Here is a 14234-nt window from a genome sequence, read left to right as displayed (position 1 = left end):
CATGTCCGGCACACCACCGCGCGGCAGCGCCGAAACCCCGATACTGCCGCTCGACCACCTGGCCTTTCGCGGGGCCGACGCGGACGATGCACTGGTGCTTCGTGACGGCACGCTTAGCTGGAAGGACTTAAGAACGCGTGTCTGCCGCCTCGCTGGCTGGCTTTCGCGTGAGGTACACGAGAAGGGCGCGCGAGTCGCGACCTGGGCGGCCAAGGGCGAACTGACCTGCCTGATGCCGCTGGCGGCGGCGCGCGCCGGGCTGGTGCATGTCCCGATCAATCCGCTGCTCAAGCACGCACAAGTCGCGCATATCCTTGCCGACAGCGGCGCGGCGCTGCTGATCGGCACGCCGGCGCGGCTGAAGACGCTCGACGCGGCCGACGTGCCCGCCGGTTGCCGCCTGCTGGCCGAGGACGAGGCGCTGGCGACGGCGGCGGAACTGGACGCGGCGATGCTGCCGTCGCAGGCCGATCCGCAGGACCTGGCGGCGATCCTCTATACCAGCGGCTCCACCGGCCGGCCCAAGGGGGTCATGCTGACTCACGCCAACATGTGGCTGGGGGCGGAAAGCGTCGCCGGCTACCTCGGCCTGGCGGCGGACGACCGCACGCTGGCGGTGCTGCCGCTTTCGTTCGACTATGGGCAGAACCAGCTCCTCTCGACCTGGTACGCGGGCGGCTGCGTGGTCCCGCTGGACTACCTGATGCCGCGCGATGTGGCGAAGGCGGTGGAGCGCCATGCGATCACCACGCTCGCCGCCGTGCCGCCGCTGTGGGTGCAGCTTACCGAACTCGACTGGCCGCCGGAGACGGCGGCGCGGCTGCGGCGGCTGACCAACAGCGGCGGAGCGCTGACGGTGGACCTCGTGCGGCGGCTGCGCGCGCTGTTCCCGCAGGCGCGGCTGTTCCCGATGTACGGCCTGACCGAGGCGTTTCGTTCGACGTATCTCGACCCGGCGCTCGTCGATACGCACCCGACTTCGATGGGCAAGGCGATCCCGCATGCCGAGATCCTCGTCATCGATGACCGGGGAGAGGTCGCGGCGGACGGGGAGGAGGGCGAACTCGTCCACTGCGGACCGCTGGTGGCGCAAGGGTACTGGCACGATGCCGAGCGGACCGCGGAACGCTATCGGCCCGCGCCTGCCGCCTCGCGCTATGGCGGGATCGCGGTGTGGTCGGGCGACCGGGTCCGGCGCGAGGCTGACGGGTTGCTCTATTTCGTCGGGCGGCGCGATGCGATGATAAAGAGCGCGGGCAACCGCATCTCTCCGCAGGAAGTGGAGGAAGCGGCGCTGGCGACCGGTCTCGTCGCCGAGGCGGTGGCGCTGGGCGTCGCCGACGAGCGGCTGGGCCAGGCGGTCCATCTGGTAGCGCGCGCCGCGCCTGGGGCCATCGACGCGGCGGTGGAACTGCCGCGCAGGCTCATGCAGGAACTGCCCAATTTCATGCAGCCCAAGGTCGTTCACTGGCGCGAATCGATGCCGGTGGGGCCCAATGGCAAGCTGGACCGGACCGGGCTGGCTGCCGAGATCGGTGCCCGAATTGGCGCAGGAGCCGTGTCATGAAGCCGCTGGGACCGATTCCTTCGGGCTATGAAGCCATCGACGGCGTTCTTGCGGTCGGCGGGCGGCCGGTGACGCAGTGGGTCGAGCAGGCGGGAGGAACGCCGCTGTTCGTCTATTCCGCCGATCTGGTGCGTGCGCGCGTCACGCAACTCCGGGCCGCGCTGCCGGGCCGCGTGGCGCTGCACTATGCGGTGAAGGCCAATCCCTTCGTGCCGTTGCTCGAACTGATGGCGGGGCTGGTCGACGGCTTCGACATCGCTTCGGGCGGCGAGCTGGAGATCGTGCGCGGCGCCGGGCTGCCTCTCGGCAAGGTGAGCTTCGCCGGGCCGGGCAAGCGTGACGCGGAACTGCAGGCGGGCATCGCGGCGGGGGTGACGCTCAATCTCGAATCGGAAGGCGAGGCGGCGCGCGCGCTGGCGATCGGCGATCGGCTGGGCGTGGTCCCGCGCCTTGCCGTGCGCGTGAACCCCAGCTTCGACCTCAAGGGATCGGGCATGAAGATGGGCGGCGGCGCCAAGCCCTTCGGCGTCGATGCCGAGCGGGTGCCGGCGCTGGTGCGCGAGGTCATCGCCGCCGGTGCCGAGTGGCGCGGCTTCCACATCTTCGCCGGGAGCCAGGCGCTCGGCGCCGAGGCGATTGCCGAGACGCAGGAACAGGCGCTGGCGCTGGCGGCGCGGCTGGCCGAGGAAAGCGGCGCGGCGCTGCCGCACTGCAATCTCGGCGGCGGCCTCGGCATTCCCTACTTCCCGGGCGACACGCCGCTCGACCTCGCGCTCGTCGGCGAGCGGTTGGCGGCGTGCATGGCCGATCTGCCGCCGGTGCTGCAGGAGACCGAATTCTGCATCGAGCTGGGGCGCTATCTCGTCGGCGAGGCGGGCGTCTACCTTGCGCGGATCGTCGATCGCAAGGTCAGCCATGGCGAGGTGTTCCTCGTCACCGACGGCGGCCTGCATCACCAGCTGGCGGCCTCGGGCAACTTCGGCACGGTGGTTCGGCGCAATTACCCTTCCGCCATCGCCACGCGCTTCGGGGCCGAGGCCGAGGAGGAGGCTTCGATCGTCGGCTGCCTGTGTACTCCGCTCGACAAGCTGGCCGACAAGGGCGGTTTTCCGCGCGCCGAGGTGGGAGACCTGATCGCGGTGTTCTGTGCCGGCGCTTACGGGGCCAGCGCCAGTCCGGCGCATTTCCTGGGGCAGGGCCCGGCGCTGGAAATGCTGGTGTGACGGAGGCATTTTGCCGCTCGCGTCGATGTTGAAATGACCCGCGCTTCGTGATTGCGAGCGCAGCGAAGCCCTGGGTTGCTTCGCTGCGCTCGCAATGACGAATTTGGGACTTTCCCATCCATTAACCCCGTCCCGCAGCGCGTCCCGATTTGGGACCGCCGAGGAATTAGCCTTGCAAGGCTAACGCAATATTCACCGTTTGGACGGATACCGGGGGCCGAATTCCGCCGCCCTTGCCTTGCGCGTCATCCGCGCGGGGGAAGGAACAGGCGCCAAGACGAGGACATGTTCATGCCGCATCTTCCAGCCCGACTTCTCGCCGCAGCGACGCTGGGCAGTGTCGTCCTGACCGGATGCGGAGGGGCTGGCCCCGCTCGGGAACTGCCGCCCGCCTCGTTCGTGGCGATGCAGGAAGGGCCGGGCGAGGAATACGTCATCGGCCCGCTCGACCAGCTGACCGTGTTCGTCTGGCGCAATCCGGAGCTGGGCGCGAAAGTGCAGGTCCGTCCCGACGGGCGCATAACCACGCCGCTCATCACCGACATGCCCGCGGTCGGCAAGACGCCCTCGATGCTCGCGGAGGACATCCGCCTGCAGCTCTCGCAGTATATCGAGGATCCGCTGGTCTCGGTCATCGTCGATGGCTTCTCGGGCACGTTCAGCCAGCAGATCCGCGTCGTCGGTGCGACCGAGAAGCCGGCCTCGATCCCCTACCGCGCCAACATGACCGTGCTCGACGCGATGATCGCGGTGGGCGGCCTGTCGGAATATGCGGCGGGCAACAACGCCCGGCTGATCCGCTTCGACAAGGAGAGCGGCAAGCAGCAGGAATACAAGCTGCGGCTGGGCGACCTGCTCAAGAAGGGTGACAGCAAGGCCAACGTCATGCTGAGCCCCGGCGACGTCATCATCATCCCGGAAAGCATGTTCTAAGCATGGATTCGCTCTACGAAGAACTGCTCGCCGGGCTGCACAGCATCTGGCACCGTCGCTGGATCGCGCTGGCGGCCGCCTGGGCGATCTGCCTGGCCGGCTGGCTGGTGGTGGCGCTGATCCCCAACAGCTACCAGTCCCGCGCGCGCATCTTCATCCAGCTCGACGACGCGCTCGCCGAGCAGGTGGGCATCGGCGTCGCCGACAAGAAGCGCGACATCGAGCGGATTCGCCAGACCCTGACCAGCGCGGTCAACCTGGAGAAGGTGGTGCGCTCGACGCGGCTGGGCGACACCATCGACAGCCCCAAGGCGATGGAGGCGGCGGTGCTCAAGCTGGGCAAGAACGTCCAGGTCGTGAGCCAGGAGGACAACCTCTTCGAGATCACCGCGACCGCCGATGACAGTTCCTTCTCCGATGCCGAGAACGCCAAGCTGGCGCAGAGCGTCGCGCAGAAGCTGATCGACATCTTCCGCGAGGAGAACCTGGCCGGCAATCGCGGCGACATGGTCGAGACGCTGGAATTCGTGAACCAGCAGCTGCGCGCCCGTGAGCGCGAACTCGAATCGGCCGAGACCAAGCGCACCGCCTTCGAGGCGCAGCATCCCGAGATGGCGCTGGGCGGCGCGGCGGTGGCGCAGCGGCTGGAAACCTCGCGCTCCTCGCTGCGGGACATGGAGGCGGATCTCTCGGCGGCGCAGAGCGCGCTGGCGGCGATCGACGGCCAGCTCGCCGGAACCCCGCGCACGATCGCGGGCGGCGCGGCCGACGGCGGCGCGCAGTCCGCGCTGGCGCGGGCGCAGTCCGACCTTGCGGCGATGCGCGCGCGCGGCCTGACCGAGAATCATCCCGACGTGATCGCCGCCAAGAACCAGGTCGCCGCGCTGCGCGGCCCCGCATCGCAGGAAGCGGCGAGCGGCGGCGGCACGATCAACCCGGCCTACAGTTCGCTCCAGTCGATCCGCGCCGAGCGGCAGGCCAACGTCCAGGCGCTGCAGTCGCGCAAGGCGGCGGCGCAGTCCGACATCGCTTCCCTTACGGCCTCGGCGATCCAGGATCCGGAACTCGCCACCCAGGCGCAGCGTATTAACCGCGACTACGACGTGCTGCGCCAGCAGTATGACAAGCTCCTGCAGGACCGCGAGGAACTGCGCCTGCGCGGCGAAGTGCGCACCGAGCGCGAGGCGGTGAAGTTCGAGGTGGTCGATCCGCCGACGAGCCCGCGCACCCCGGTCGCGCCCAATCGTCCGGTGCTGCTGCTGGGCGTGCTGATCGTCGGACTTGCCGGCGGCTGCGCCGGGGCCTTCGCGCTCAGCCGCGTGCGCTCGGTCTTCGCGACCACGGCGGGGCTGGAGAAGGCCACCGGCCTGCCGGTGCTGGGGGCGATCTCGCAGACCCTGACCGACCAGGCACGGGCGCTGCGGGCGAAGCGGCTGAAATATTTCTACGCCGGGACCGCCGCGCTTTGCGGGCTGTTCGTGGTGCTGCTCGCCGCCGAGTTCATCCAGCGTGGCATGGTGGCGTGAGGGAACCGACATGACCGATCATCGCAAGATTCCCGTGCCCAACCCGTTCCCGGGCGGCCAGTTCTCCGGCAGCCGCCTGCCCGGCGGCGAGGCCGACGAGCCCGAAGGCGAATCGCTGTTCGAGCGCGCCAACGGCCGGTTCGATTTCAACAGCCTGATCGCGAAGCCGGTGGCGTTCCCCGAGCGTCCTGCCCGGCGGGCGCCTGCCACGCCGCAGGCGGCGGCTCCGGTCGTTCAGACGCCGGCTGCTTCTGCCCCGGCCGGTTCTGCTCCGTCCGTCCCGGCCCCCGCCGCGCCGCTGCCGGTGCAGGCCGCCGAGCCGGTCGCCGAACCCGAAGCGGCCCGCTTCGAAGGCGCCGTGCATGCCGTCGATCGCGAGCACTTGCGCGAACAGGGCCTGATCGTGCCCGAAGGCACCGTCACCGAGCTTCTCGAGGAGTTCCGCATCGTCAAGCGCCAGCTGCTCGTGCAGGCGGCCGATCTGCGCCGCCAGAAGGCCGGGCCGATGGCGCAGCGGGTGCTGATCTCCTCGCCCCATCCGGGCGAGGGCAAGACGTACTGCGCGCTCAACCTCGCGCTGTCGATCGCGGCGGAGAAGGAGAGCGAAGTGCTCCTCGTCGATGCCGATTTCGCCAAGCCCTCGATCCTGTCGGCGCTGGGGCTGCCCGGCGGTCCCGGCCTGATGGACGCGCTGATGGACGAGACGATCGACGTCGCCGACTGCGTGCTGGGCACCGACATTCCGGGCCTGTGGGTGCTGCCGGCGGGCGACACCACCAGCCATGACAGCGAATACCTCTCCAGCTCGCGCACCGCGCGGGTGCTGGACCGGCTGACGCAGGGCGCGCCCAATCGCATGGTGATCTTCGATTCGCCCCCGGCGCTGGCGGCCTCGCCCGCCGCGGAACTGGCGAAGTACGCCGGGCAGACGGTGGTGATCGTGCGCGCCGACAGGACCGGGCGCGGGGCGCTCGACGATGCGATCTCGCTGCTGAACGGTTGCCCCAACGTGCAACTGCTGCTCAACGCCGCGCAGTTCAGCCCGAGCGGTCGCCGCTTCGGCTCCTATTACGGATACAAGGGTTAAATGGGGATGACCCGCATGAAACAGGCGCGCGTCAGGCAGGTAGGCAGTCCCGTGGCGATGCTGGCCGCACTGGCGGCGACGGGTGCCGTCATGGCCATGCCCGCCGTGGCGCAGGCACAGTCGATCGGTGGCGACAGCATGGGCGGCGGGGCAGGGAGCGGCATGGGCGGCTCGGATGCCAACGCGTCCGACGGCTCGCTGCGCAAGTCCGACCGCTCCTCGCGCCGGGGCGGGCGCGGGCAGGGCGGCAAGCGGATCGAGATCGCGCCCTACATCGAGATCGACCAGGTCGTCACCGCCCAGCTTTCGCCCGGCAGCGACGTGCTGACCTATACGCAGGCGGCGGTCGGCGTGGATGCCTCCATCCAGGGACGCAACAACGGCCTTGCCGCTTCGGTCCGCTACCAGCGGCAGTTCGGCTGGGGCAGGAAGGCCGGCGACGGCGATGCCATCAGCGGCCTCGTGCGCGGCTATGCCACGGTGCTGCCCGGCGTGACCGTGGAGGCCGGCGGCCTCGCCTCGCAAGTCGATGTCGAGAACGGCGGCGCGGCGCTCGCCGCCGGCACGCTCTCGGGCAACGGCAAGTCGACGGTCTATTCGGTCTATGCCGGTCCCTCGGTCCAGACCCGCGCCGGCGACCTCGACGTCGCGGCGAACTACCGCGCGGGCTTCACCAAGGTCGACCAGTCGAACAGCGCGCGCGACGCGCAGACCGGTGCCGCGGCCGACGTGTTCGACAAGAGCGTGACGCAGATGGCGGACGTGCAGGCGGGCTTCGCGCCGGGCACGGTGCTGCCGGTGGGCGTGGGCGCGGCGGGCAGCTTCTACCAGGAGGACATCTCCAACCTCGACCAGCGCGCCCGCGACATGCAGGCGCGGGCGATGGTGACGGTGCCGGTCAGCCGCACCGTCCAGGTGGTCGGCGCGATCGGCTACGAGGACGTCGAGATCTCCAGCCGCGACGCGGTGCGCGATGCGGATGGCAACCCGGTGATCGGCTCCGACGGCCGCTACGTCACGGACAAGTCTTCCCCTCGCGAACTGGCTTACGACGTCAGCGGGCTGATCTGGGACGTCGCCGTCATGTGGCGGCCGAGCCGGCGGACCTCGCTCTCGGCCCATGTCGGGCGGCGCTACGGCTCGACCAGCTTTGGCGGCACGCTGGCCTATGCGCCGAACGATCGCAGCCAGTTCAGCGTCTCGGTCTACGACAATGTCTCGGGCTTCGGCGGCCAGCTCAACCGCGCGCTGGACCAGCTGCCGGACGATTTCGAGGTGGTCCGCGATCCGGTCACCGGCGAACTGCGCGGCTGCGTGTCCTCGCTGGAGAGCGGCAACTGCCTGTCGGGCGTGCTCGGCTCGGTGCGCTCGTCCACGTTCCGGGCGCGCGGCATCGCGGCCAACTACTCGATGCAGATCGGCCGCCTCAGCGCCGGGATCGGCGCGGGCTACGACCGGCGCAAGTACATCGCGGCGGCGGGCACCGTGCTGGCCTCGGCCAACGGCGTGATCGACGAGAACTGGTGGCTGGCCGCGTACCTGAGCGGCGACCTGGGCCGCGATGCGGGCTGGTCGGCCAATGTCTACGCCAACTGGATCAGCAGCGACGATGCCCTGACCGGCGACGTCGCCGGCTACGGCGCCTCGGCCAGCGTCTACAAGAACTTCATGCCCCGTCTGCGTGGTACGCTGGCGGTGGCGCTCAACGGGCAGCAGTACAAGGCGCCCGCCATCGACGACCTGTGGACCGCCTCGGCGCTCGCGGGTCTGCGCTACAGTTTCTGAGAGGAGCAACCCGATGTTCGACGACTTCTACGGGCTCGACGCGAGGCCTTTCCAGCTCACCCCCGACCCGGCGTTCTATTTCGAGAGTTCGACGCACAGGAAGGCGCTGTCCTACCTCGGCTACGGCCTGGCGCAGGGCGAGGGCTTCGTGGTCATCACCGGCGAGGTCGGCGCGGGCAAGTCCACGCTCGTCGCCTACCTGATGGCGACGATCGATCCGGCACGCATGACCGCCGCCAACGTCGTGACCAGCGCGCTCGACGGCGAGGAGATCGTCCATGTCGTCGCGCAGTCGTTCGGGCTGCCGGTGCAGGGCCATGACAAGGCCTCCGCTCTCGGCACGCTGGAGGCGTTCTTCCACGAAGAGGCGCGCGCCGGCCGCCGCTGCCTGCTGATCGTCGACGAGGCGCAGAACCTCTCGGTCAGCGCGCTGGAGGAGCTGCGCATGCTCTCCAACTTCCAGCTCGGCTCGCACCCGCTGCTGCAGACGCTGCTGCTCGGCCAGCCCGAATTCCGCGAGACGCTGCTGGAAAGCAACCAGCTCGAACAGCTGCGCCAGCGCGTGATCGCCACCCATCACCTTGGCCCCATGCACGTCCGCGAGGTGCAGGCCTATGTCGAGCATCGTCTCGGCTGCGTGGGCTGGAAGGGCAATCCGGCCTTCGAACCGGCGATCTTCCCGGCGATCCACGAGGCGACCGGCGGCATCCCGCGCCGCATCAACCAGATCATCAACCGCCTGCTCCTGCTTGGCGCGGTCGATCGGCGCGAGCATCTCGACACCGCGATGCTGGAGCAGGTGCTCGACGAGATGAACGACGACGGCGCGCTGGCCGTGGTGTCGAAGGTCCAAGCCCCCGAGGCTCCGGTGGCTACGATGCCGCAGCATTTCGCTGCCGCGCCTGAGGGTGAACCGGTCGATGCGATCGACACCGCCGCTGCCGTGGCGCTGATCGAGGCCGCCTTCGCGGATCGCGACACGGTGGACGCCGCCCGCGTGAGCGCGCTGATCGAAGCGGCGCTGGCGGACCGCGAATCGCTCGGCTCGGTCGAGGCGACGGCGCTGATCGAGGCCGCGCTGGCGGATCGTGATACGCAGATCGGCGAGTTGCAGTCCGCCGTGGTCGAACTCGCCGCCGCTGCGGAAGAGCGCGAGGCCACCGCCTCGCGCCTGCAGTCCGACCAGATCGCCGCCCTCGTGCAGCAGCTGGCGGACACCGCGGCGCGCGCCGACGGGCTCGAAACGCGCCTCGGCGAAACCGAGCGCACCTTGCGTCACACGCTGACCATGCTGATCGAATGGATCGAAAGCGGCGACGGCGAACGCCGGGTCGCCTGAGGGAGCGTCAGTCGCATGTCGGTGCCGATCAACGGCCTCTCCGTCGATGTCGAGGACTGGTTCCAGGTCGGTGCCTTCGAGAAGGTGATCGACCGCGAGAACTGGGGCGCGCTGGCCACGCGGGTCGAGCGCAACTGCGACGAGATCCTGCAGCTTTTCGCCGATGCCGGGGTGAAGGGCACGTTCTTCACGCTCGGCTGGGTGGCCGAGCGTCACCCCGCGCTGATGCGCCGCATCGCGCAGGAAGGGCACGAGATCGCCAGCCATGGCTGGGACCATGAGCGCGTGTTCCGGCTTGGCCGCGAGGCGTTCGCCGCCGATATCGCCCGGGCCCGCACGGTGATCGAGCAGACATCGGGGCAGGCGGTGAAGGGTTACCGCGCGCCCAGCTTCTCGATCGACGCGCGCACGCCCTGGGCCTTCGAGGTGCTGGCGGAGCAGGGCTATGCCTATAGTTCCAGCGTCGCGCCGATCGCGCACGATCACTACGGCTGGCGCGAGGCCCCGCGCTTCGCCTTCCGGCCGATCGCGGATGCCGATCTGGTGGAGATCCCGGTGACCACCGCGCGCTTTGCCGGGCGGCGGCTGGCGGCGGGCGGCGGCGGGTTCTTCCGCGTGCTGCCTTATGCCTTCTCGCGCTGGGCGATCCGGCAGGTCAACCGCGAGGACGAGCGCCCGGCGGTGTTCTACTTCCACCCCTGGGAAATCGACCCCGGCCAGCCCCGTGTCGCAGGCGCGCCGCTGCGTTCGCGGCTGCGCCACTACACCAACCTGTCGGTGATGGCGGACAAGCTGGAGCGGCTGGTCGGCGACTTTCGCTGGGGCCGCATGGACGAACTCGCCGCGCGCGAGGCCCTGCGCGCCGAGCCGCTGGCGCTGGCCGCGTGAATGCGCCGTTCGTCCCATTGAGCGTGCGCACCCGTCTGGTCGACCTTGGCGATCCGAACGAGATCGCGCGGCTGGAGGGCTTCGTCGCGCGCCATCCGCTCGGCACGCCGTTCCATCGCCCGGCGTGGTTCGTCTCGGTGGCGCGGGCGACCGGCAATCGCGCGCTGGCGCTGGTGCAGGAGCATGAAGGCGCGATCGTCGCCCTGCTGCCGCTCGATGCCATCCATTCGCCGGTGTTCGGCCGCCTGCTCGCCTCGACCGGCTTCGCGGTCGGCGGGGGGCTGCTGGTGACCGATGGCGCCGATCCCGCCGCGATGTTCGCCGCGCTGGAGGAACTGGCGCTGCGGTTGACCTGCCCGACCATCGAGCTGCGCGGCGGGGTGCTGCCGGACGACGGTGGTGGCTGGGCGCTCAGGACCGAATCGCACGCCAACTTCGCCCGCGCGTTGGCGGCCGACGACGAGGCGCAGCTTCTCGACATTCCGCGCAAGCAGCGCGCCGAAGTGCGCCGCGCGCTGGGCATCGACCTGACCGTCGAGGTCGGCACCGCCGAGGCGGATCGCGCCGCGCACTACGCGGTGTTCTGCGAGAGCTATCGCAACCTCGGCACCCCGGTGTTCCCGCGCGCGCTGCTCGACGCGGTGGTGGACGGGTTCGGCGAGGATGCCGATATCCTCACTGTGCGCCATCAGGGCAAGCCGGTGGCGAGCGTCATCAGCGTCTACCACCAGGGCGCGGTCATGCCCTACTGGGGCGGCGGGACGTGGGATGCGCGGCGGCTGCGGGCCAACGATCGCATGTACTACGAACTGATGCGCCACGCGCGCCGGCGCGGCTGCACGGTGTTCGACTTCGGCCGTTCCAAGACCGGCAGCGGCGCCTACCATTTCAAGCGCAACTGGGGCTTCGAGCCCGAGCCGCTGACGTATGCGACCTGGACCGCGCCCGGCAACCCGGTGCGCGATGCCAACCCCGCCAGCGGCAAGCTGTCGCTGCAGATCAAGCTGTGGCAGCGGCTGCCGCTCGGCATCGCCAATCGCCTTGGCCCGCTGATCGCGCGCGGTATCGGCTGATGGGCGAGATCCTGTTCCTGTCGCACCGCATCCCGTTTCCGCCGGATCGCGGTGACAAGATCCGCTCGCATCACGTCCTCAGGGCGCTGGCGGGCATGGCCCCGGTCCATGTCGCGACGTTCTGCGACGACGAGCAGGACCGGCGGTTCGAGGGTGATCTTGCCGGGCTCGCGGCCAGCTACCGCCTTGTCGAGCGCAGGAAGCCGCTGCCGGTCGCGGGTGTCGAGGCGCTTGCCAGCGGCCGCGCGCTCAGCCTTGCGGCCTTCCACGACCGGCGGCTGGAGGATTATGTGCGCACGGTGCTGGCGGAGCGTGAGATCGATACCGTCTACGTCTTTTCCGGCCAGATGATGCAATACGTTCCGCAGGACTTCGCGGGCCGGGTGGTGGCCGACCTCGTCGACGTCGATTCCGCCAAGTTCGAGGCCTACGGCGCCCGGGGACGCGGCGTGCGGGCGTGGATGGAGCGGCGCGAGGCGCGGCTCCTGCGCGAGGAGGAGGCCCGCATCTGCGCCTCGGCCACCGTCACGCTGCTGATAAGCGCGGCGGAGGCGGACCTGCTGCGCCTGCGCGCGGGCGAGGCGTACGGGCGCGTAAGGGCGATGGGCAACGGCCTTGACGCGGCATGCTTCGATCCCGCCGTGGTCGCGCCCGAGCCGCGCATGCTGGCGCACGGCGGGCCGCGCATCGTCTTCACCGGGCAGATGGACTACGCCCCCAACATCGAGGCGGCGACGCGCGCCATCGAGCGGGTGCTGCCGCTGGTGCGCCGGACATGCCCGGAGGCCACGCTGCACATCGTCGGGCGCAATCCGCCGCCCGCGCTGACCGCGCGTTCGGGCCGGGGCGGTGTCGAAGTCTGGGGCAGGGTCGAGGATATCCGTCCCTGGCTTGCCGCCGCCGACGTCGCGCTGGTGCCGCTGGAGATCGCGCGCGGGGTGCAGAACAAGGTGCTCGAAGCGATGGCGATGGGGCTTCCCGTGGTGCTCTCTTCGGGAGCGGCGACGGGCATCGATGCGCTCGACGGGCGCGATTTCGCGGTGCGCGACAGCGACGCCGCGATGGCGCAGGCCGTCGCCGACCTCGCGCGCGCACCCGATGCCGCCAGGGTCATGGGGCAGGCGGCGCGCGAGTGGATCCTTGCCCATGCCAGCTGGGAAGCGGCGCTGGCGCGGTTGCCCGAATATCTCGGACTGATGAGCGAGAACCTGACCCATGTGGCCTGACGCCGGGCGCGTGCCCGTGTCCCGGATCCTGCGCGACCTCGCATCCGCGCCGCGAAGGGCGTGGCTGGCGCTGAACGCCGAATGGCGCGGCGCGGCGGTGCGGCTGGCGATCGCCTGGGGCGTGCTGCTCGTCGCCTTTCCCGGCGACTGGGGCGCGATGGCCCGGCAGTGGTGGGACATCTCGACCTACAATCACGTCCTGCTGATCCCGGCGATCCTCGGCTGGCTGGTGTGGCAGCGCTGGCCGCAACTGGAACGGCTGGCGCCTTCGCCGTGGTGGCCGGGGCTGGTGCTGCTCGCCGGCGCGGCCTTCCTGTGGCTGCTGGGCGCGATGTCGGGGCTGGACCTCGCGCGGCAGGCGGGGGTGGTCGCCATGCTGGGCGCCTGCGTGCCGCTGATGCTGGGCGTGCGGGTCAGCGCGGCGCTGGTCTTCCCGCTCTGCTACCTCGTCTTCCTCGTTCCGGTGGGCGAGGAACTGGTTAACGTGCTGCAGACGATAACCGCCAAGATCACCATCGTCCTCACGCACCTGAGCGGCATTCCCGCCGAGATCGACGGCGTCTTCATCGATACCCCGGCGGGTCTGTTCGAAGTGGCGGAAGCCTGTTCGGGCGTGAAGTTCCTGATCGCCATGGTCGCCTTCGGCGTGCTCGCCGCGAACGTCTGCTTCCTGAGCTGGCGGCGGCGCGCGGTGATGCTGCTGGCCTGCGTGGTCGTGCCGATCGTGGCGAACGGCATCCGCGCCTGGGGCACGATCTATGCGGCGCAGATCTTCGGCATCGAGGCCGCGGCGGGCATCGACCACATCGTCTACGGCTGGTTCTTCTTCGCGATCGTGCTGGCGCTGGTGATCGCCTGCGCCTGGCGGTTCTTCGACCGGCCGCTGAACGCGCCCGTCGTCGATCTCGAAGCAATCGAGGGCGCGCGCTGGCTTGCCCGGCTGGAGCGGTTCGCCGCGGCGCCGCGCGCCGCGCTGGGCGGCTTCGCGCTGGTGCTCGTGCTGGCATGGTGCTGGGCGCTCGTCGCGGACACGCTGGAGGCGCCGATGCCCGCGCGCATAGACCTTCCCGCCGTGCCGGGATGGACCCGCGTGGATTATGCGCCGACGATCTGGTGGGAGCCGCGCGCCGAGGGCGCCGAGCATCGCCTGCTGGGCCGCTATCGCAATGCGCAGGGGCGCGAAGTGGACGTTTTCCTGGCGCTTTACGACAGCCAGGGCGAAGGGCGCGAGGCCGGCGGCTTCGGCCAGGGCGCGCTCGTGCCCGACAGTCCCTGGGCGTGGCAGTCGCCCGCCGCCGCCATCGATGGCGGCAAGGGCGAACGCCTGCTCGGCAATGGCCGCGTCGAGCGCATCGCGATGACCTGGTATCGCCAGGGCGGGTTGCTGAGCGGCAGCAATGCCCGGCTCAAGCTGGCGGTGATCGCCGATCACCTGCTGTTCCGCGCCGAGCCGACCACGATGCTGATCCTTTCGGCGCAGGATGCCCCGCGCGGTTCGGCCGGGCAGGCGATCGCGGCCTTCCGGGCCTCCACCGGTCCCCTTGCGGGCTGGATGGACCGCATCGGTCAGGTCAGGTAGGGCGAAGT

The 14234-nt window shown here is 70.2% G+C and carries 11 protein-coding genes; all 11 read left to right on the top strand.

The window, feature by feature from the left end; all coding sequences use genetic code 11:
• Nucleotide 1 precedes the first annotated feature (1 nt).
• A complete protein-coding gene (locus V2S85_RS05550) occupies nucleotides 2-1567 on the top strand; it encodes an acyl-CoA ligase (AMP-forming), exosortase A system-associated (protein WP_330701877.1) in 1566 nt (521 codons plus the stop codon).
• A complete protein-coding gene (locus V2S85_RS05545; RefSeq protein ID WP_330701876.1) occupies nucleotides 1564-2790 on the top strand; it encodes a pyridoxal-dependent decarboxylase, exosortase A system-associated in 1227 nt (408 codons plus the stop codon). The genes V2S85_RS05550 and V2S85_RS05545 overlap by 4 nt, the downstream gene beginning before the upstream one ends.
• A 291-nt stretch (nucleotides 2791-3081) precedes the next feature.
• Nucleotides 3082-3723 carry an XrtA/PEP-CTERM system exopolysaccharide export protein gene (locus V2S85_RS05540; protein WP_330701875.1) on the top strand — a complete coding sequence of 214 codons (642 nt, stop codon included), beginning with the start codon at nucleotides 3082-3084 and terminating at the stop codon, nucleotides 3721-3723.
• A 2-nt stretch (nucleotides 3724-3725) separates the two neighbouring features.
• Nucleotides 3726-5249, top strand: coding sequence for an XrtA system polysaccharide chain length determinant (locus tag V2S85_RS05535; protein ID WP_330701874.1), 1524 nt, complete (start codon nucleotides 3726-3728; stop codon nucleotides 5247-5249).
• A gap of 10 nt (nucleotides 5250-5259) precedes the next feature.
• Entirely contained in the window at nucleotides 5260-6336 is a 1077-nt protein-coding gene (locus tag V2S85_RS05530) for an AAA family ATPase (RefSeq protein WP_330701873.1), read from the top strand.
• A gap of 6 nt (nucleotides 6337-6342) precedes the next feature.
• A complete protein-coding gene (locus V2S85_RS05525; RefSeq protein WP_330701872.1) occupies nucleotides 6343-8121 on the top strand; it encodes a preprotein translocase subunit YajC in 1779 nt (592 codons plus the stop codon).
• A gap of 13 nt (nucleotides 8122-8134) precedes the next feature.
• Nucleotides 8135-9460 (top strand): XrtA/PEP-CTERM system-associated ATPase, encoded by a 1326-nt coding sequence (locus tag V2S85_RS05520; RefSeq protein ID WP_330701871.1) that lies wholly within the window; start codon nucleotides 8135-8137, stop codon nucleotides 9458-9460.
• A 15-nt stretch (nucleotides 9461-9475) separates the two neighbouring features.
• A complete protein-coding gene (locus V2S85_RS05515; RefSeq protein WP_330701870.1) occupies nucleotides 9476-10348 on the top strand; it encodes an XrtA system polysaccharide deacetylase in 873 nt (290 codons plus the stop codon).
• Nucleotides 10345-11421 carry a FemAB family XrtA/PEP-CTERM system-associated protein gene (locus tag V2S85_RS05510; protein WP_330701869.1) on the top strand — a complete coding sequence of 359 codons (1077 nt, stop codon included), beginning with the start codon at nucleotides 10345-10347 and terminating at the stop codon, nucleotides 11419-11421. The genes V2S85_RS05515 and V2S85_RS05510 overlap by 4 nt, the downstream gene beginning before the upstream one ends.
• Nucleotides 11421-12647, top strand: coding sequence for a TIGR03087 family PEP-CTERM/XrtA system glycosyltransferase (locus V2S85_RS05505; RefSeq protein WP_330701868.1), 1227 nt, complete (start codon nucleotides 11421-11423; stop codon nucleotides 12645-12647). The genes V2S85_RS05510 and V2S85_RS05505 overlap by 1 nt, the downstream gene beginning before the upstream one ends.
• Before the next feature lie 16 nt (nucleotides 12648-12663).
• Entirely contained in the window at nucleotides 12664-14226 is a 1563-nt protein-coding gene (xrtA, locus tag V2S85_RS05500) for an exosortase A (RefSeq protein WP_419198164.1), read from the top strand.
• The last annotated feature ends 8 nt before the right edge of the window (nucleotides 14227-14234 follow it).

Origin of the sequence: Novosphingobium resinovorum (genome assembly GCF_036352595.1) — a bacterium.
Taxonomy (GTDB): domain Bacteria; phylum Pseudomonadota; class Alphaproteobacteria; order Sphingomonadales; family Sphingomonadaceae; genus Novosphingobium; species Novosphingobium resinovorum_B.
Note: the sequence above shows the minus strand (reverse complement) of the source record. Positions and strands in the feature narration are given on the sequence as shown.